Annotated in this window: 19 protein-coding genes and 1 tRNA gene; 14 read left to right on the forward strand and 6 right to left on the reverse strand. The window is 47.2% G+C overall.

Features of this window, described 5'->3' with window-relative positions; genetic code table 11:
• The first annotated feature begins 300 nt into the window (after positions 1-300).
• On the forward strand, positions 301-1,104 hold the full coding sequence (locus tag RMO52_RS08245; RefSeq protein ID WP_309741955.1) for a PspA/IM30 family protein: 804 nt from the start codon (positions 301-303) through the stop codon (positions 1,102-1,104).
• Positions 1,105-1,621: 517 nt separating this feature from the next.
• Here the strand turns inward: RMO52_RS08245 and RMO52_RS08250 are convergent.
• Positions 1,622-1,759, reverse strand: coding sequence for a hypothetical protein (locus RMO52_RS08250; protein ID WP_310412791.1), 138 nt, complete (start codon positions 1,757-1,759; stop codon positions 1,622-1,624).
• A gap of 131 nt (positions 1,760-1,890) precedes the next feature.
• Here RMO52_RS08250 and RMO52_RS08255 point away from each other — a divergent pair, with 131 nt between their 5' ends.
• From RMO52_RS08255 to RMO52_RS08270, 4 genes are all read left to right on the forward strand, one after another.
• Entirely contained in the window at positions 1,891-3,936 is a 2,046-nt protein-coding gene (locus RMO52_RS08255) for an FAD-dependent oxidoreductase (RefSeq protein WP_309741967.1), read from the forward strand.
• 5 nt (positions 3,937-3,941) lie between these two features.
• Positions 3,942-4,229 (forward strand): ATP-dependent Clp protease adapter ClpS, encoded by a 288-nt coding sequence (gene clpS, locus RMO52_RS08260; RefSeq protein ID WP_309741957.1) that lies wholly within the window; start codon positions 3,942-3,944, stop codon positions 4,227-4,229.
• Between the two features lie 208 nt (positions 4,230-4,437).
• Complete coding sequence (locus RMO52_RS08265) at positions 4,438-5,037, forward strand: RNA 2'-phosphotransferase (RefSeq protein WP_310412795.1); 600 nt, start codon at positions 4,438-4,440, stop codon at positions 5,035-5,037.
• A 42-nt stretch (positions 5,038-5,079) separates the two neighbouring features.
• Complete coding sequence (locus RMO52_RS08270; RefSeq protein ID WP_310412799.1) at positions 5,080-6,270, forward strand: AAA family ATPase; 1,191 nt, start codon at positions 5,080-5,082, stop codon at positions 6,268-6,270.
• Here RMO52_RS08270 and RMO52_RS08275 read toward each other — a convergent pair.
• A complete protein-coding gene (locus RMO52_RS08275) occupies positions 6,267-7,283 on the reverse strand; it encodes a TOBE-like domain-containing protein (RefSeq protein WP_310412801.1) in 1,017 nt (338 codons plus the stop codon). The genes RMO52_RS08270 and RMO52_RS08275 overlap by 4 nt on opposite strands.
• A 169-nt stretch (positions 7,284-7,452) precedes the next feature.
• On the opposite strand from RMO52_RS08275, the gene RMO52_RS08280 reads away from it, so the two are divergent.
• Positions 7,453-7,590: a hypothetical protein gene (locus tag RMO52_RS08280; RefSeq protein ID WP_309736204.1), complete on the forward strand. Its 138-nt coding sequence runs from the start codon at positions 7,453-7,455 to the stop codon at positions 7,588-7,590.
• 116 nt (positions 7,591-7,706) lie between these two features.
• Positions 7,707-9,467 (forward strand): DNA mismatch repair endonuclease MutL, encoded by a 1,761-nt coding sequence (gene mutL / locus RMO52_RS08285; protein ID WP_310412805.1) that lies wholly within the window; start codon positions 7,707-7,709, stop codon positions 9,465-9,467.
• 24 nt (positions 9,468-9,491) lie between these two features.
• Here the strand turns inward: mutL and RMO52_RS08290 are convergent, their stop codons facing one another.
• Together RMO52_RS08290 and RMO52_RS08295 are read right to left on the reverse strand one after the other, a co-directional pair.
• Positions 9,492-10,055 carry a Uma2 family endonuclease gene (locus RMO52_RS08290; RefSeq protein ID WP_310412807.1) on the reverse strand — a complete coding sequence of 188 codons (564 nt, stop codon included), beginning with the start codon at positions 10,053-10,055 and terminating at the stop codon, positions 9,492-9,494.
• A 50-nt stretch (positions 10,056-10,105) separates the two neighbouring features.
• Positions 10,106-10,177, reverse strand: a tRNA-Thr gene (locus RMO52_RS08295).
• A 57-nt stretch (positions 10,178-10,234) separates the two neighbouring features.
• Between RMO52_RS08295 and RMO52_RS08300 the strand changes: the two genes are divergently transcribed.
• The gene (locus RMO52_RS08300; protein WP_310412810.1) at positions 10,235-10,504 is read left to right on the forward strand and encodes a DUF3493 domain-containing protein; all 270 of its coding nucleotides are present in this window, start codon (positions 10,235-10,237) and stop codon (positions 10,502-10,504) included.
• Positions 10,505-10,508: 4 nt separating this feature from the next.
• Here RMO52_RS08300 and RMO52_RS08305 read toward each other — a convergent pair whose 3' ends face one another.
• Both RMO52_RS08305 and RMO52_RS08310 read right to left on the reverse strand, forming a co-directional pair.
• The gene (locus RMO52_RS08305; RefSeq protein ID WP_310412813.1) at positions 10,509-11,954 is read right to left on the reverse strand and encodes a DHA2 family efflux MFS transporter permease subunit; all 1,446 of its coding nucleotides are present in this window, start codon (positions 11,952-11,954) and stop codon (positions 10,509-10,511) included.
• Between the two features lie 290 nt (positions 11,955-12,244).
• Positions 12,245-12,565, reverse strand: coding sequence for a thioredoxin family protein (locus RMO52_RS08310; RefSeq protein ID WP_310412816.1), 321 nt, complete (start codon positions 12,563-12,565; stop codon positions 12,245-12,247).
• Between the two features lie 167 nt (positions 12,566-12,732).
• Between RMO52_RS08310 and lpdA the strand changes: the two genes are divergently transcribed.
• The 6 genes from lpdA to RMO52_RS08340 form a co-directional block, all read left to right on the forward strand.
• The gene (gene lpdA / locus RMO52_RS08315; protein WP_310412819.1) at positions 12,733-14,166 is read left to right on the forward strand and encodes a dihydrolipoyl dehydrogenase; all 1,434 of its coding nucleotides are present in this window, start codon (positions 12,733-12,735) and stop codon (positions 14,164-14,166) included.
• Between the two features lie 256 nt (positions 14,167-14,422).
• Positions 14,423-15,202 (forward strand): leucine-rich repeat domain-containing protein, encoded by a 780-nt coding sequence (locus RMO52_RS08320; RefSeq protein WP_310412822.1) that lies wholly within the window; start codon positions 14,423-14,425, stop codon positions 15,200-15,202.
• A gap of 229 nt (positions 15,203-15,431) precedes the next feature.
• Entirely contained in the window at positions 15,432-16,001 is a 570-nt protein-coding gene (yqeK, locus tag RMO52_RS08325) for a bis(5'-nucleosyl)-tetraphosphatase (symmetrical) YqeK (protein WP_310412825.1), read from the forward strand.
• 135 nt (positions 16,002-16,136) lie between these two features.
• The gene (rsfS, locus tag RMO52_RS08330) at positions 16,137-16,541 is read left to right on the forward strand and encodes a ribosome silencing factor (RefSeq protein ID WP_309740565.1); all 405 of its coding nucleotides are present in this window, start codon (positions 16,137-16,139) and stop codon (positions 16,539-16,541) included.
• An 8-nt stretch (positions 16,542-16,549) separates the two neighbouring features.
• On the forward strand, positions 16,550-17,053 hold the full coding sequence (locus RMO52_RS08335) for a CGLD27 family protein (RefSeq protein WP_309740563.1): 504 nt from the start codon (positions 16,550-16,552) through the stop codon (positions 17,051-17,053).
• A 175-nt stretch (positions 17,054-17,228) separates the two neighbouring features.
• A partial coding sequence (locus RMO52_RS08340) for an asparaginase (RefSeq protein ID WP_310412829.1) occupies positions 17,229-17,378 on the forward strand: 150 nt, incomplete at its 3' end.

The following is a 17,378-nucleotide window of genomic DNA, read 5'->3' on the forward strand; positions in this document are numbered from 1 at the left end:
GCCACCTAATTTTCAAACCGCCAAACCATCTGGCTATCGAGCTGTCCCCTCAGGGCTGAAACGCTAGTATTTATAGAGTTGGGAGAACATGAATAGTGGTTGAACTTGCGCCACACAAATTCCTCTAACGCCCAACTCCTAACTCCTAACTCTTCCTAAATTAGTATTGTCCGATCGGGAGGTCTAGAAGTTATGATTATTACTAGGCTATTTATTGAAATTATCAAGTCACAACTCCAGCACTGGGAGTAAGCTGGGCACTGAGCTGCTAGTGTTAGAAATTATAAAGAGGATAGTAATATGGGATTATTCGATCGAGTAAGCAGACTGCTGCGGGCGAATGTTAATGACATGGTGAGTAAAGCCGAAGATCCAGAGAAAATTCTGGAACAGGCGGTGATGGATATGCAAGAAGACTTGGTGCAACTCCGCCAAGCTGTCGCCAGTAGCATTGCCAACCAAAAACGCACCGAGCAGCAATACAACAAAGCGATGGGCGATGCCAATAGCTGGCAGAGCAAAGCGCAATTAGCATTGCAAAAAGGCGATGAAGATCTCGCCCGTGAAGCCCTGGTGCGGAAGAAGAACTACAGCGAAACTGCCGGGAGCCTCAAAGCTCAGTTAGACGGGCAAGCAGGCATGGTAGACACGATGAAAAAGAGTCTGATCCAACTTGAAGGCAAGATTTCCGAAGCCAAAACCAAGAAAGACATGCTCAAGTCGCGTTCCCAAGCTGCCAAGGCTCAGGAGCAACTTCAAGGTGCCGTCGGTCGCCTCGGCACTAATAGTGCGATGGCAGCTTTCGAGCGGATGGAAGAAAAAGTCTTAATTCAAGAAGCTAAGTCTCAAGCCGCCGCCGAACTAACTGGTGCCGATCTCGAAAGCAAATTTGCCGCGCTCTCGGCGGGTAGTGATGTCGATGACGAGCTAGCAGCGATGAAGCAGCAAATGCTCGGTGGGACAGCTCAACCAGCCGCCGCACTACCCCAAGGGACTGTCTCGCCTACTGCCGCGCCGACCACCCCCAAAGATACGGTCAAAGCGCCAATGAGTCCCCAGGATGAGGAATTAGAAGCTTTACGCAAACAAATTGACGGTCTGTAGATCGCATTAACACGCACTAAATTCTGGGGTTTTGCCCAGTGATTAGCTAGTAGTTTATTTTTCTAAAGTGACTAGGGACGGTTGTCGAGATCGATCGTCCCGATTGTCTTGTCAAAAATTTGACTGGCTTACGCGATGGTAAGCAACGGTAAATTCGGCATAATTATTTCAACTCCCAGAAATTCCCTGAAACCCATGTGGTGGGCACTGCCCACCCTACTACCAGATAGCTGAATTCAGTCCAGATTTTTGCCGCTATTATCTGATGCCCCTCCTCGATCGATTTACGAGCGATTTATCGATCGAGCAAGGGCACGCCATAATTGCATCAACTTCAAAACCGCATGATTTGGCGATTGAGGCAGCAATACAAGTGTTCGCGTTGAAAGGGCTGGGTGGGCACTGTCTTGTTTCGCTCAATCTGGAGGGAACCTCCAGAGCGCGAACCGCTGCCCGCCATCTAGGTTTCAGGCAAAAGCTATCTAACAAATATTTGCATCTACCTAGTCACTCAAAATTATTTGTAGGCTTTGTGATGGAATGTGGTGAGTTTTCGCAGGAAGTCTAATATATCTAGATCGACTTGTTGCGATTGATGATATGTGTTGAATCGAGATAAAACGATCGCCGATCGTGTCAGGATGGATTTAGTCACAAGCTGTAGATAAAAGAGTAATATTTAGTTACAGTCGAACGATGATGACTGCTCCGCAATTGAGTAGCAATCGTACACGCGATCGAAATGAATTAAGCTTAAACCCCGTATTTACCAAATTAGCCAACCAAATGATAAAGAAACCATTAGCATTATTGTGTGTGGGTTTAGTTTCAGTTGAATTAGGTTACTTTTCAGCCGTCATAGCTGCCGAGACCAAACCAGTCGATCGGACGATCGGGTGCGATATCATGGTCGCAGGTGGTGGCTTGAGCGGGATGGCAACCGCCTATGAAGGACTCCTGGCGGGCAAACAAGTCTGCATGACTGAGATTACCGACTGGGTGGGCGGACAGATCTCCGCGCAAGGTGTCTCCGCCCTAGACGAACGTCCTACCCAACGCGCCAAAAAATATTTCCCGCGCGGTTATCTAGAATTTCGCCAAAAAGTTCAGGATTATTATGGCAAGCTAAATTCCGGCTACTGCTGGGTGAGCGAAGCTTGTTTCTTGCCGAAAGATGCTCACAAAATCCTGTACGGGATGTTGAAAACAGCCGAGAGTAAAGGGCGCGGCAAACTCTACTGGTATCCTAATACCGTCGTCAAAGAACTAATCGTCGGTAAAAGAGGCAACGGGCAACAGATTAATGCCGTCATCGCCATCCAGCACCAACCCCAACCGGGTACGGCACCACTCAATACCGAGCCGCTATCAAAAACGATCGAAGATAGTTATAGCTATCAAGATTCGCCCAGATTTCAAAAGCGCAAAATTGTCTTCATTCCCACCTATAAAACCCCCAAACAGCAAGCAGCCAAACCCGCCGACTGGTATGTCGTCGATGCCACGGAAACCGGAGAACTAATCGGTTTAGCAGATGTCCCCTATCGGCTGGGACTAGATCCGCGCTCATCACAAGAACCTTCCGCAGCCACTACCACAGGCGATCCTTACTGCACTCAAGGATTTACTTATCCTTTCGCAATGGAGACAACTTCAACGCCGCAACTCCAAGTAGAACCAACTTTTTACCAACAGTACTCGCCCTATTACAGCTACGAACTCAAGCGGCTGGCTGATTTTGGCGTAGTCTATACCTATCGGCGGATTTATAGTTCTGGCAAGGGCAAACCAACCAAATTTGGTGGTATCAACTATACAGCCCCCACACCGGGCGATATCTCCATGCAGAACTGGACATGGGGGAACGATTATCGTCCCGGTAGCGCCCAGGATAATCTCATCCTCGATCGATCGCAACTAAAAACATCCGGGCAATTGGGCGCAGGTGGCTGGATGGGGGGCTTACGTGCCGATACCCTCCGCAAAGGCGAAGAAAACGCTCAAGGCTTCTACTATTGGCTCGTGGCTGGCACGACCGATTCTCGCGCCAATCCCGACCCCAAATCCCCAAATTACTGGGTCAAAACTACCAATCCCAATCAACGCTATGTCAGCGGATTAGATTCCCCGATGGGCACCGCGCACGGATTGTCCAAATATCCCTACATTCGCGAAGGACGTAGGATCGTCGGTAGACCTGCCTATGGATACAAAGATGGATTTACGATCGCAGAGGTCGATATGAGCCGCAACAACCTGCTCGATCCTAAAAAAGTACCAGATCTATCTCCCGCAGCATATCGGCGGTTACAAGCCGAGTTATCGGGGGTAAATGCCCTCAATGTCCTCACTGGCGATAAACCAACTCCCCGCAATCGCGCGACTCTCTATGCTGATACCGTCGGCATCGGACACTACGCGATCGATTTCCACCCCTGTATGCAAAATAGCCCCCCCGAATCGCCAAATAACAACGAACGTGCTGGCGCACGGCAAGGCGAGGGACAAGCTTATCCTTTCCAAATTCCGCTACGCGCGATGATCCCGCAAAAGATTGATAATATGTTAGTGGCTGGCAAAAGTATCGCCACCAGTCACGTCGCTGCTGCTGCCTACCGAATTCACTCTTTTGAATGGTCTGCTGGTGCTGCGGCAGGTACTACTGCTGCCTTTGCATTAGATAAAGGCATCACCCCCGCCCAAATGGTCGAGCCACTTCCCAATCGATCGCCCGAGCTGCTAGAGTTACGCAAACGCCTAGAAACCAACAATAACCCCACGTCTTTTCCGAAAACTTCGATTTTTAATAATAATTGGCAAGAGTGGAAGTGATTAAAATGACGATTACGACTGAAAGGTCAAGTCAAACAGTAACTGTACCTAAAACGTATCCGAACTTTAAAGTCATCGTCTTAGATGATGACTTTAATACCTTCGAGCACGTACATACTTGTTTGATGACTTATATCCCTGGCATGAGCGAAGATCGGGCGTGGGAACTCACCAATCAAGTCCATTTTGAAGGTCGCGCGATCGTCTGGGTCGGCCCGCAAGAACAAGCCGAACTCTATCACCAGCAGCTCCGCCGTGCGGGTTTGACGATGGCACCTCTAGAAGCAGGTTAGGGAAATAAGTTTATTAAAACCGATCGATCGAGCGTTAAAACCTTCGGCGATCGGCTCAATAAAGTCAGCATTTCGCTCTTAATTAAAAAGTAAAATATTGGCTGACAATCGAGCGCAGCTCCTCAATTTTTTCAATAAGTTGGGGAACTGCGCCAGGTTTAGTGCAAAAACTTCGATCCGATCTTGATTCTGGGTATGCTAAAGATCGATGAATTCGGACAAGATGACAACTTTTATGCCTGACGCTCGGCAAACTCCCCAACGCTACGTTAGAATCAGTAAATACTTATCCAAGCACTTGCGCCATCAGCCAGAACGATTGGGATTAGAACTCATGCGCGGTGGCTGGATTGAAGTAGATAAGTTCTTAGCAGCAGCATCAGTACATGGATTTGAGATTAGTCTAGCCGATCTACAACAGGTAGTTGCCACCAATGATAAACAACGTTTTGCATTTAATGAATCCGGCGATTTGATTCGCGCCAATCAGGGACATTCGATCGAGATCGATCTCCAGCTTTTAGATCGAACTCCTCCAGACATTCTCTATCATGGCACTCACATTCGAGCGATCGCCGCAATTTTTGCATCGGGATTGCAGAAAATGTCTCGCCATCACGTCCATCTCACCACAGATCTGAATATGGCATTCAAAGTGGGTAGTCGGCGAGGCGAAAGTGTTATTTTAGCTGTCGATACGCTAGCAATGATTGCTGACGGTTTTAGCTTTTATCGAACAGAAAATGATGTGTGGTTGGTCGATGCAGTCCCCCCGCAATATTTAACACAATTAGATCGCGTGCCGTGAGCGTTGACGCTCTAACAGCATATCTTAAGGTAGAAAATTAATATGGGCTACGACAATTTCAATCAAACTAATAACGCTCAAAGTAAAGGACTATTAGCCTCGGGCTGGCGACCCCTGAATCGAGATTTAGATGTTGGATTTTTTGCCAATATTGTGGTTAATGATACCTGGAGCTTGGCAAAACGGAGTGCCGACTTTTTGAGCGATGTTGCTGACGCTCTCAGCCGCAGACAATATGCGTGGTGGGCAAACATCCTGAATGTATTTTCCGATAGCGTTCAGTACGAATTTAACGAGCTGTGGAACTATATTACCCCCGATCCAGCAGCACCCGATCGTCGTCATAAAGATGTCTTAGTCTCCCAAACACCGATCGTCCAATTAGTCAGTCGCGATAGCATTCCGATCGAGTATGTCCTCAATCGACTCGAAGAAATCACCATGAAGAATATTCTGGGGATTTTAGGTACGCCTGACTTGATTACGCAGTACTATTGGGAACGGTATTTTTATTATCCACCCGATCGATTCACCACCTGGGAACGCTTAGAAGTCCTCGGTTATGTGTCGGCATATTGGAAGGAATATGATATCTGGGTACAAGTTGAGACATACGAAAAAGGTAAGCGTCAATATACAATTTCTGCTAAAGATTTAGCACCGTTAATTAGTAAGGCTACCTACGATGTAGCAGTGATTTTAAGCGGCTATAAAAGTCGCGTAGGTAAAATCAATAGCGACTATCCCATTCGATCGTTTTCAGCGGAAATTCAAAGCTTTAGCGATCGCGTCCAACAAGCTATCCTCGAAGAAGATCGCGTGGCGGTCTTAATTAATGGTGCCCCCGGTACGGGTAAAACCGTCTGGACGCAAGCATTAGCAAAAGAAGTATTGATGCCACTGGGTTATGTAATCTTCATCCTCGATCGCGATGCCGTCGAGAATTTTGTGCCACCTAGCTATCTCGAAAAAATTTGTTTGATTATCAATGAAGCGGACAATCTAGCCAAAGATCGCGCTCTCGAATCGGCTCAAGATAATAGCACCACCGAGCATATTTTGAGCTTGCTCGATGGGACATTATATCGCAGCGTGATCGATGAGGCAGGAGTACACATCGAACAAAAGTTGGTGGTATTAATGACCTGCAATACTACCGATCGGATGGATCCGGCTTTATTACGCAAAGGACGGGTTGATTTTACCTATGAATTCGTTCATAAATTTGTTTAAATTGAATAATCGATCGGGAAAGATTTCGCCTCTTTCGGCTTGATAAATACTTGCTGCTGTGGTGCGAGCTGTAACTCATCAAAACGTTCGCGCGTTAGGTGTGCCATGATTACCTGCCCATCATCTAGAGCTAATTCTGCTTGAATTTCTGAGCCGAGATGGGTGACGCGGTTGACTTTGGCAGCGACGGTACTAGTACTCGATCCGGTTTCAATGGCAATATCTTGAGGGCGCAAAAACATTTGCGGATTGGTAGTTGCTAACCGATAATTTTGGAAGATATTTGAACTACTGGGTAAGATATTTACTGGCCCAATAAAGCCCATCACAAACGCATTATTAGGACGATTGTAAATCTCGGCGGGAGTGCCGACTTGTTCGATCCGTCCTTTATTCATAATGACAATATTATCGGCAACTTCCATGGCATCCGATCGATCGTGGGTAACAAATACCGTCGTGACGCGAGATCGATCGTGGAGTTGGCGCAACCAGGCGCGTAAATCCTTGCGGACTTTGGCATCCAACGCCCCGAACGGCTCGTCGAGGAGGAGGATTTTGGGTTCGATGGCTAAGGCTCTAGCAAGGGCGACACGTTGGCGTTGTCCGCCAGAAAGCTGGGCTGGGTAACGATCGCCCAAGCCGCTAAGTTGAATTAAATCCAGGAGTTCGGCAACCTTTTTTTTGACTTTTGCAGCGGGGATCGATCGAATCTCCAAACCAAAGGCGATATTTTGACCGATCGTCAGATGTTTGAATAGGGCATAATTTTGAAAGACAAAGCCGATATTGCGTTCTCGCACACTCTGCTTAGTTGCATCCTCTCCTCCTAACCACAGTCGCCCTTCGTCAGGTACTTCGAGTCCAGAAATCAACCTCAAGAGCGTCGATTTACCAGAGCCGGAAGGGCCTAGCAACGCAATCAGTTCACCTCGATCGATTTCCAGATTTACGCGATCGACAGCTTGGAAATTTCCAAACCGCTTAGAGATATTTTCTACTGCAATTCCCACAATTTATGTTGATTGGTGTAGCCTCTGCACGAGAGAATTTACAGGTAATCGCTCGAATTATCGTATCTTAGCATCGGTCGCTGACCGACCGTACGCTGCGCGAACAGGCGGCGATGAGCAATTTTGGGTATACTAGTATGGGGACACTATTCTTTCTAATTTAGTAGCTATGTCAGATCTCGATCGCGGCATCATGAAATTCAAAGGGGCAGATACGCCAGCAGCCATCGCCATCTCTTCGACGCTGGTATTAGGTGGGATTGTCGTCCTGGTTATCTGGGCATTGCGACATGCCTACGCTGTCTAGACGATCGATCGATAAAATTAAGATCCAAGCGGTTAGAAACCGCTCCTACTAATGGTAGGGGTAATTCATGAATTACCCCTACCATTAGTTGCCAGTAACGCCTGCAACGCTGTTAAATGCCGATTCACACACTACCGATCGATGTAATTCACCTGATTGCCGCTGGGGAAGTTATTGATTCTCTGAGCGCGGTGGTGCGGGAACTGTGTGAAAATGCGATCGATGCTGGCGCAACGAGAATTACTGTTTCGTTATTTCCCGATCGCTGGCGAATTCGGGTCGCTGATAATGGGAGCGGGATCGAACTTGCCGATCTCCAACAGGCAGCAACCGCTCATAGTACGAGTAAGATTGACGATCGCGACGACCTTTTTCATATTACTAGTTTAGGATTTCGGGGCGAGGCATTGCATAGTCTCGCCCAACTTGCCAATCTGGAAATATACAGCCGTCCCCGCCACAGTAGCGATGGTTGGCATCTAGTTTACAACCATCAGGGTGAAGTGCTGCGACAACAGGAAGTCGCGATCGCCCCCGGTACGGCAATCGATGTCGAAGATCTGTTCGGGGAGTGGGAAGCTAGACGCGAAGGTTTGCCAAATCTCAATTGCCAACTCCGCCAAGTGCAGACGGTGATTCACCATCTGGCGCTCTGTCATCCCCAGATTAGTTGGCTGGTAGAACAGCAACATCGTCCCTGGTTTCAGATTATCGGCTCTAAAACCACTCAGCAAATTATTCCCCAATTATTGCCGAAAGTGCGGGTGGACGATCTTCAGCATGTGGAGATGGGGGGACTGGGAGATGGGGGGACTGGGGGACTGGGAGACAGGGGGAAGCTCGATTTAGCAGCAGATCTTGTCGAGCGTTTCAGTTATTTAACTAGTCAGAAGAAAGATTTTCAGGAGGAATTCACACTTCAGTTGACATTGGGATTGCCCGATCGGTGTCATCGCCATCGATTAGACTGGGTGAAGGTTGCAGTTAACGGTCGGATTGTCAGGGCGCCAGAATTGGAGCAAACGATAATTAGTGGATTGGCGCGAACATTGCCACGCGATCGTTATCCTGTCTGCTTTTTACATCTTCAGATCCCCCCCCACTACATCGACTGGAATCGCCATCCCGCCAAAGTGGAAATCTATCTCCAGCAGGTAGAATACTGGCAAGCGCAAGTATCCCAGGCACTAGATCGCGCCTTAAATCTTGAGCCGGAATCGATCGATGACGATACTCACACCAGCCGGATCGGTAAGTTACTCGCAGTCGCCGAGCAGCAAGGAGCCTATCACATCCCCCAGCGAACCATTATTAGTGATGGCGATGGCTTGGGCTTGCTCGAACTCCGCGCTGTCGGACAGGTGCTCAATACCTATATCATTGCCGAACATGCCGATGGATTGTGGCTGGTAGAGCAACATATCGCTCACGAGCGGGTGTTGTACGAGCAAATAAGTACTGCTTGGCAGCTTTTACCACTCGAACCACCGATAATTCTCTCGCACCTGTCAGAGCGGCAAATAGCGCAATTACAGCAAATCGAGATTTCGATCGATCCTTTTGGAGAAGGCTTGTGGGCGATTCGGACGGCTCCTGCGCCCCTATTGATGCGGGAAGATATCGCAGCGGCAATTACCGAACTCAGCTTAGGGGGAGACTTACAAGCCGCTCAAGTCGCTGTCGCCTGTCGCTGTGCGATTCGCAATGGCACACCGTTGAGTCTAACCGAGATGCAAAGTCTACTCGATCGCTGGCAACGCACCCGCAATCCCCGCACCTGTCCCCACGGACGACCGATTTATTTAGCATTCAAAGAAAGCAGTTTGGCGCGATCGTTTCGTCGTCATTGGGTGATCGGCAAAAGTCACGGTATTTAGAACATCGCTGTAACTACCTGATAATTAATTCCGTAGCCATCCGAATAAATCTCCTAAAGTGAGCTGAAAATCTTTGGTAAATTCAGGCACGGGTAATACATCAATTTCTTCATCGAATACTTGGGTCGATCGATCTACCGCATAGACAAATACCGATCGCTCTGCCGGATCTATCAGCCAACCCATTTGCGTCCCGTTTTGCAAGCAATGTAAAATATTTTTGGTTACTTTAGTCTGGCTTTGGTCGGGAGAGAGGATTTCGATCGTCCAATCTGGTGCAATCTCGAACACATTAGCAATATCGCCATTTTCATCGCGAGGAATGCGCTCGCTAGTAAATACTGTCACGTCGGGTAGCGTCGATCGACCGCCGAAGCTGCAACGAAGTTCGCTAAAAGCACGCACTAATCGCTGAGGTTTAAAAGCCGCATTAATATTGGCAGTTAATTCAGACTGGATTAAGCTGTGTTTTCCTAGTGGCATTGGCTTTTGAAAAATATGACCATCGATGAATTCATTTGCTGGCTTGGTTTCTGGCAGCAATAAGAATTCTGTTAAGGTCATGACTTTAACTGGCGATCGAACCATCTTGAGTCCACCTAGATTTCAATACAAAACAAAACTCGGATAAAATTTTAAGCCGATGGCGAGATTTGAACTCGCGACCAATTGATTACGAATCAACTACTCTACCACTGAGCCACATCGGCAGGATCGGGTAAAATTAATCTACCCAGCCAATTATTATAGATGGAATCGAGCACAAAATGACAGAATTACAGCCAAAACCTAAGCCTGATTCGATCGATCCCGTGCTGTGGAGTCGGCTCCAGGCGGAGGCAAAATCGCCCTTTAGAGGCTTACGTCAGTTTGTGTATGCTAGTTGTGCCGCTTCTGGGGCAATTGGTGGCGTGGTGTTCTTTTTCAAGCTCTTGGCTGGTAGGGATCTCCAAGCAACCGTTCCCAATCTCGGAGTGCAAATTGGGGTAGTCGCCTTGATGGTGTGGTTGTGGCGGATCGATCGACCCAAAACTTAGCAAGTTAGTTGCAATGGCGACTCTCCATCCACCACAATAATCCCGTCAGCGCCGCCGCGATCGCCAGTTGTAGCGCCGCAATCTGAAATGTCCCCTGAAACCCCCTCACGATCGCGTCAGGCGGGGCTAGAGTCAGATCGCGATTGGCACCAGTCAGCGCGATTGCGGCGAAGATGGCGGCAAATAGGGGCAATCCAGTGGTTTGTCCGAGCGTGCGCGTGAGGGAGAGCAATCCAGACGCAATTCCCAACCGTTGAGGCGGTACCGCTCCTAAAATCGCTCCATTATTGGGCGATTGAAATATGCCCCAACCCAAACCGAGGGGAATTACCCGCAATAGATAATCGAGATCGCGCATTTGAGCATCGAGCGTACTGACTGCCAAAGAGCCAATCGTCATCAAAATCAAGCCAATCAGCATGATACTCCGAGTCCCAAAGCGATCGCTTAAATTGCCAGCTAGGGGTGAGACTAAGCCACCAATCACGGGCATAACCGCCATCAATAACCCAATCCGCTCGATCGGGTAGCGCATCACTAATTGCAGAAAAAAGGGAATCAGCAATGAACTCCCACCCAATGCCATAAATACCAGCCACCCCGTTAATAAACTCAAACTAAAAGTCCGAGAACGGAATAAACTAAAGTCCAGCATCGGTTGGCTGACGCGATTTTCTAGGGTGATAAATGCCGCTAATCCGATCGCGGCAGCACCTAATAAACTCAAGGGCAAACTACTCGTAAATCCATAACGTTGCCCCTCAGTCATCCCAACTGAAAAGCAGACTAAGACGATCGAAATTGCTAGCGAACCCCAAAAATCAAATCGCTGCTGGTGAGTATTTCTTGAACTATTAGGGACATATTTATAAACTACGAAACTTGCAAGAATCCCAATCGGTATGTTCACTAAAAAGATCGATCTCCACCCAGCAATTCCAATTAAAACACCGCCGATCGATGGCCCTAAAGCAATCCCTAAAGATACTACCGCTCCAATTACGCCCAGCGCTTTGCCCCGTTCGGTGGCGGGAAATACCTCAACAATGATTGCCGCCCCTAAAGCTGAAATCATCACCGCACCCAAACCCTGAAGTGCCCGCGCTCCAATCAATACTTCGATCGAAGGTGCCAAACCGCACAACAACGAACTAATTGTAAATACAATTAAACCGCCCAAATATAGCGGCTTCTTGCCAAACATATCCCCTAATCTAGCCGCACCCAATACTAGCGATGTCACTACTAATACATAACTCAAACCTACCCATTGAACTGTGGCAAAATCGGTACGTAAATCGACGATTAGAGTGGGTAATGAAATATTGACAATACTAACATCGATGGTATACATCAATACACCTAAGCTAATCCCCAGCATCACTCGCCATTTATCAACCGATCGATCGTAGAGTGGCTCTAAGTGTTGTTCTTCAGGTTGATGATTCATTGAATATCAAATTGTGGCGATCGGGTGGATATTTTTTACCACGGAGAAACTACTTGGGAGTGCCGATTTCGATCGGCTGGTAAGTATAACATTATCGCTCTTTTTTCTCGATCGTGTCTGTCAATAACTTCAGGAATCAGCCAGATATGTCACAATATAATTAGCCAACATGTACCAATTGGCGCTATTACCCGATCGCGTCAATTGACATGAAACTAGCGATGGAGAAGTACTCGCGATCGCGCCTCACTGGGATCGTCAAAGAGCTAGTTTGCTAGATTAAGATCGAATTATTCGAGTAAATTAGTCAAAGCAAGATTGTATTCTGCATAGTCTTTTACGCCTAGTACAGCTTGAACTTTCTCACCTGCTTTAAAATAGAGTACGACCGGAATATTTCTCAGTCCTAATTGTTTGGCAAATGGTCGGTTTACCTCGATATCTAGCTTGAAGATCTGCGCGCGATCGCCGTATTCTGCCGACAGTCGATCGATCGATGGCGTTACCAATTTACAAGGGCCACACCAGGGCGCAGTACAATAGACAACTAAAATATTCGCCTCGGCTAATCGAGTATTAAATTCTGCTTCATCTGCAATAAATTCAGCCATGTGGATTTTAAATATTTTTAGTTATCAATAGCAAGCTTGAGCCAACTCTATCACGTTTTTATTAGTACCAGGTTGGATGTCATCTGTGCCCGATCGACATCCAGCCTTTACAAGAGCGATCGGTCGGAGTCAAAATAGAGAGTCAGCATCAAAGAGGATCTAGCAACGTGAGTCAAGAATTTGACTATGATTTGGTAATTATTGGCGCGGGTGTAGGCGGACATGGTGCGGCACTCCACGCTGTCAGTTGCGGTCTGAAGACGGCAATTATCGAAGCGGGAGATATGGGCGGTACTTGCGTCAATCGCGGCTGTATCCCCTCCAAGGCACTGCTCGCGGCATCCGGCAGAGTCCGCGAACTAAAAAATGCTCATCACCTCAAAGCGATGGGGATTCAGGTAGATCATGTGCATTTCGATCGCGAGGGAGTGGCTGCTCATGCGAGTAATCTCGTCACCAAGCTACGCGGCGATCTGACTAATAGTTTGACGCGGTTGAATGTCGAAGTAATTCACGGCTGGGGTAAGGTGGTGGCATCCCAGAAGGTGAGCATCACGACACCGGAAGGCGAGAAATTTATTACCGCCAAAGATGTGATAATTTCCTCCGGTTCGATTCCCTTTGTTCCCCCAGGAATTGAAATCGATGGCAAGACGGTATTTACCAGCGATGATGCAATCAAATTGGAGACAATTCCCCAGTGGATCGCGATTATCGGCAGCGGTTATATCGGCTTAGAATTTTCCGATGTCTATACAGCATTGGGTTCGGAAGTCACCATCATCGAATTTTTCGACCAATTGATGCCGGGATTCGATACTGATATCGCTAAACTTGCCAAACGGATCTTAATCGATCCGCGCGATATTGACGCTCGCCCCAGCTTACTCGCCAAGCGCGTCATCCCCGGTTCGCCAGTCGTCATCGAACTAGCCGACGCCAAAACCAAAGAAGTCGTCGAGATCCTAGAGGTCGATGCTTGCCTCGTGGCGACGGGTCGGATTCCCGATACCAAAAACCTCAATCTCGAAGCTGTCGGGGTCGCCCTCGACCGCCGAGGCTTCATTCCAGTGAACGATAAGCTAGAGGTCTTAATCGATGGCGAACCCGTCCCCCATTTATGGGCGATCGGCGATGCGACTGGTAAAATGATGTTGGCTCATGCGGCATCCGCTCAAGGTATTATCGCCGTCGAAAATATCTGCGGTCGATCGAAACAAATCGATTATCAAAGCATTCCCGCAGCGGCATTTACCCATCCCGAAATCAGCTTTGTCGGGATGACAGAAACCCAAGCCAAGGAAGCCGGAACTGCTGGCGGTTTTGAGATCGCAGCGGTGAGAAGTTACTTTAAAGGTAACTCTAAGGCAATTGCCGAAGGTGAAGCCGATGGCATGGCGAAGGTGATCTATCGCAAGGATACTGGGGAAGTATTGGGTACGCACATTATCGGCTTACATGCGGCGGATCTGATTCACGAAGCGTCAAACGCGATCGCGCAACGCAATTCGGTACAGAATCTCGCCACTTACGTTCACGCTCATCCTACGCTGTCTGAGGTCTTGGATGAAGCCTACAAACGCGCGGCGGGAGTTCACTAATCTGTGGCTTCGTTCGGCAACCGCCCTCAAATGAATTTGGGGCTAATAGCGAAAGTCCACTGAAGTGGACTGCAAGAAGATTGGTGGTTTAGGGAGTTCATTTCAATGAACTTTAGCACGTTAGCCCGAAATTCCATTTCAGGGCGGTTATCGATCGAAGCAATTCGATTTACATTATTTATCTTATCGGGGTGTCTTTTGTAGGCACCCTTGATTTTTGGGTATTTTAAGATGATGGGATATGGGAGGATCGATCGTGACCGAAGAAGAATTAGAGCACAAAATTGAAACAGCAAGACTGAATGAACTCGAAAGACTATATTTGGGTGAAGAAGGACTTGCTAGCCTACCAGAAAGTATTGGACTTCTATCTAACCTCAACACTCTATATCTATGGGAAAACCAACTTGTCAGCCTACCAGAGAGCATTAGCAATCTCACTAATTTAAGTATCCTAGACTTAAGTGGCAATCAATTTAGTTATTTACCAGACAGTATCTGTAATCTTGCTAATTTAGACAGCTTAAATTTAATTGAAAACCAACTTACTAATCTCCCTGTAAGTATTGTTAATCTCTCCAACCTTACTGAATTACAGCTAGACAAAAATCCTTTGAGCGATCTGTCAATTTTACAAGATTTACCAAAACTAGTAGATGTTCTATTTCTAGGTACTTGGATTCCTCGTAGATATTGGACAAAATTGAGTGAGTGGGAATGCGAGTGGATATTAGAGGAAGAGAATGTCGCAATTAAACACGTATTAATTCAGCAGATTGGTTATGAAAGAATCTGCAAGGAATTAAATGCTATGGAGCTAGATAGTTGGCGAGAATATACGTTGCTTGAGATTGATGATATCGACCGAGTTTATGTTCGAGAGATTGCAGAACCAATAATCCTACTCAAGATGACTTGTCCATCGACGGGACATATTCATATCCTGCGCGTACAGCCAGAAATGACCAGTGCCGAAGCAGCGATTACCTGGGTTAATCATGGCATTCATCCCGACGAATTTAGCATACAGACTTGAATCGATCTTAGCTCCGTGCGAGTACCGCCCACGATTGAAATCGGGGCTAGTGGCGCAAAGTCCGCCTACGCGGACTAATTAATTTAACCAGACCGCGTAGGCGGACTTCGCATCACCAGCCGAGACTTCAGTCTCCAGGCAATTTCCCCTCAAAACTAGTGAAGCGATCGCGTCCCAGTGATAATCCAGTTAGAATAGAGATGGTAAACTTATCGCCAAAGATCGAAACGTGCGCGCAAAGATTCTCGCCTGGTTAAATGAAAATGTTCCTCCCAAACGAATCCAGCATATACTGGGAGTGGAACAGATGGCGATCGAGCTTGCCACACATTACCAGCTAAATACGGACAGTGCCGCCCAAGCCGGATTGATGCACGATTTGGCAAAATATTTCAAACCCCAACGTTTACTAGAACTAGCACGAACCGAAGGACTACCGATCGATGAAGTGGATATAGCCGCACCACACCTATTACATGCTGACGTGAGCGCAATTGTCGCACGGGATGAATTTGGAATCACCGATCCCGAAATCCTCCACGCGATCGCCGATCATACTCTGGGAAGACCGGGGATGAGTGCGATGAGTTGTATCATATTCCTAGCGGATACCCTCGAAGCCGGACGCGGCGATACTCCAGAGTTACAGGCTCTACGCGAACTCAGTTATCGAGATTTACATCAAGCCGTCTGGCGAGCCTGTGATTACTCACTTCAATATCTCCTCTCTACCCGCTGTCTCATCCATCCCCGCACGATTCGCACCCGTAATTGGGCGATGACTGGAGTTAGGGATTAGGCTTTAGGTTTTAGAGAGTTGGGATTAGAATTTAGAGTTACTTCTAATCACCAAAACCTAATATCCAAAACCTAATATCTAATCCTTAATATCTAATCCTTAATATCTAATACCTAACACCTAACACTTAATTGAATGACTGAAACTGCAACTTTGACAAATACCAACCAAACTACCGAACACACGATCGAGCAATTAGTATTCCTCGCGGCTGAAGCAGCAGACGATCGCAAGGCTGGCGATATGGTGCTGATTAATATCGCCGAAGTCTCGACACTGGCGGATTATTTATTGATTGTGACAGGGTTCTCGAAAGTGCAACTGCGGGCGATCTCTGGCTCGATTATCGATAAAATTGAGGAAGATTTCAACCGACTACCCTTGCGAACTGAAGGACAAGATCGCGGTGGTTGGGTGTTGATCGATTACGGTGATGCGATCGTCCATATCATGATGCCAGAGCAACGAGAATTTTATAATCTCGAAGCCTTCTGGGGACACGGTGAAATGGTGACATTGCCACAAACGACAGTAGACTAATGCGATCGATGAGTAATTCTAGTTCTTTTTGTCCGGTTCCAAAAGAGCAGCAGCCAATCAATGAATACCAAGAATTACAAACTTCTTGGTTTTTTGGTTGGGTGAAGCTAGACGCGGCTAAATACATCACTAAATTAATTTGGGTGGGGGTGTGGAGCTTAATTGTTACTGCACCTCTGGCAGCGGCTAGTTTTCCGATCGCCAAATACCCGCTGCAATTTGGGATCTGCGCGATCGGCGGTAGTTTAATATTTATTATGCTAGCGGCAATTAGATTGTACTTAGGGTGGATTTACGTCAAAAATAGATTGTATGGCGAATCGATTTTTTATGAAGAATCTGGTTGGTATGACGGTCAAACCTGGATCAAAACACCAGAAATCCTCACTCGCGATCGCTTACTCGTCAGCTATGAGATTCAACCCATTCTCAGCCGGATTAAAGCTACCTTTCTAGCTCTACTCGGCGCATTTATATCGGCTATTAGTTACTGGCTGCTATTTATTAACTAAAAGCCGATCGCTAATGTCATTGAATCTTGGCTCTTGTGCAAACTCGTACTTTTGAGCAGCATTGCTTTGAGTGAAGTTTTGCTACAGTCACAACAGCCTCTCTCACAAAAAATCAAGATTAATTATTAACTATTAATTATTAATTCTCAATTATCAATTCTCAATTAATTTAATAATGGCTCAACGTACTAAATCACCAGCAATTACCGTGCGTTTGCTGCGCGAAGGAATCATCGAATCCGTCCACCACGTTCAAGCTGTCGTCTGTGACAGCCGTGGACGCGTGTTATCGGTTGCTGGGGATGCCGAACATCCGACGTTCATT

It is taken from the genome of Chamaesiphon sp. OTE_8_metabat_110 (genome assembly GCF_031382685.1).
Classification (GTDB): domain Bacteria; phylum Cyanobacteriota; class Cyanobacteriia; order Cyanobacteriales; family Chamaesiphonaceae; genus Chamaesiphon.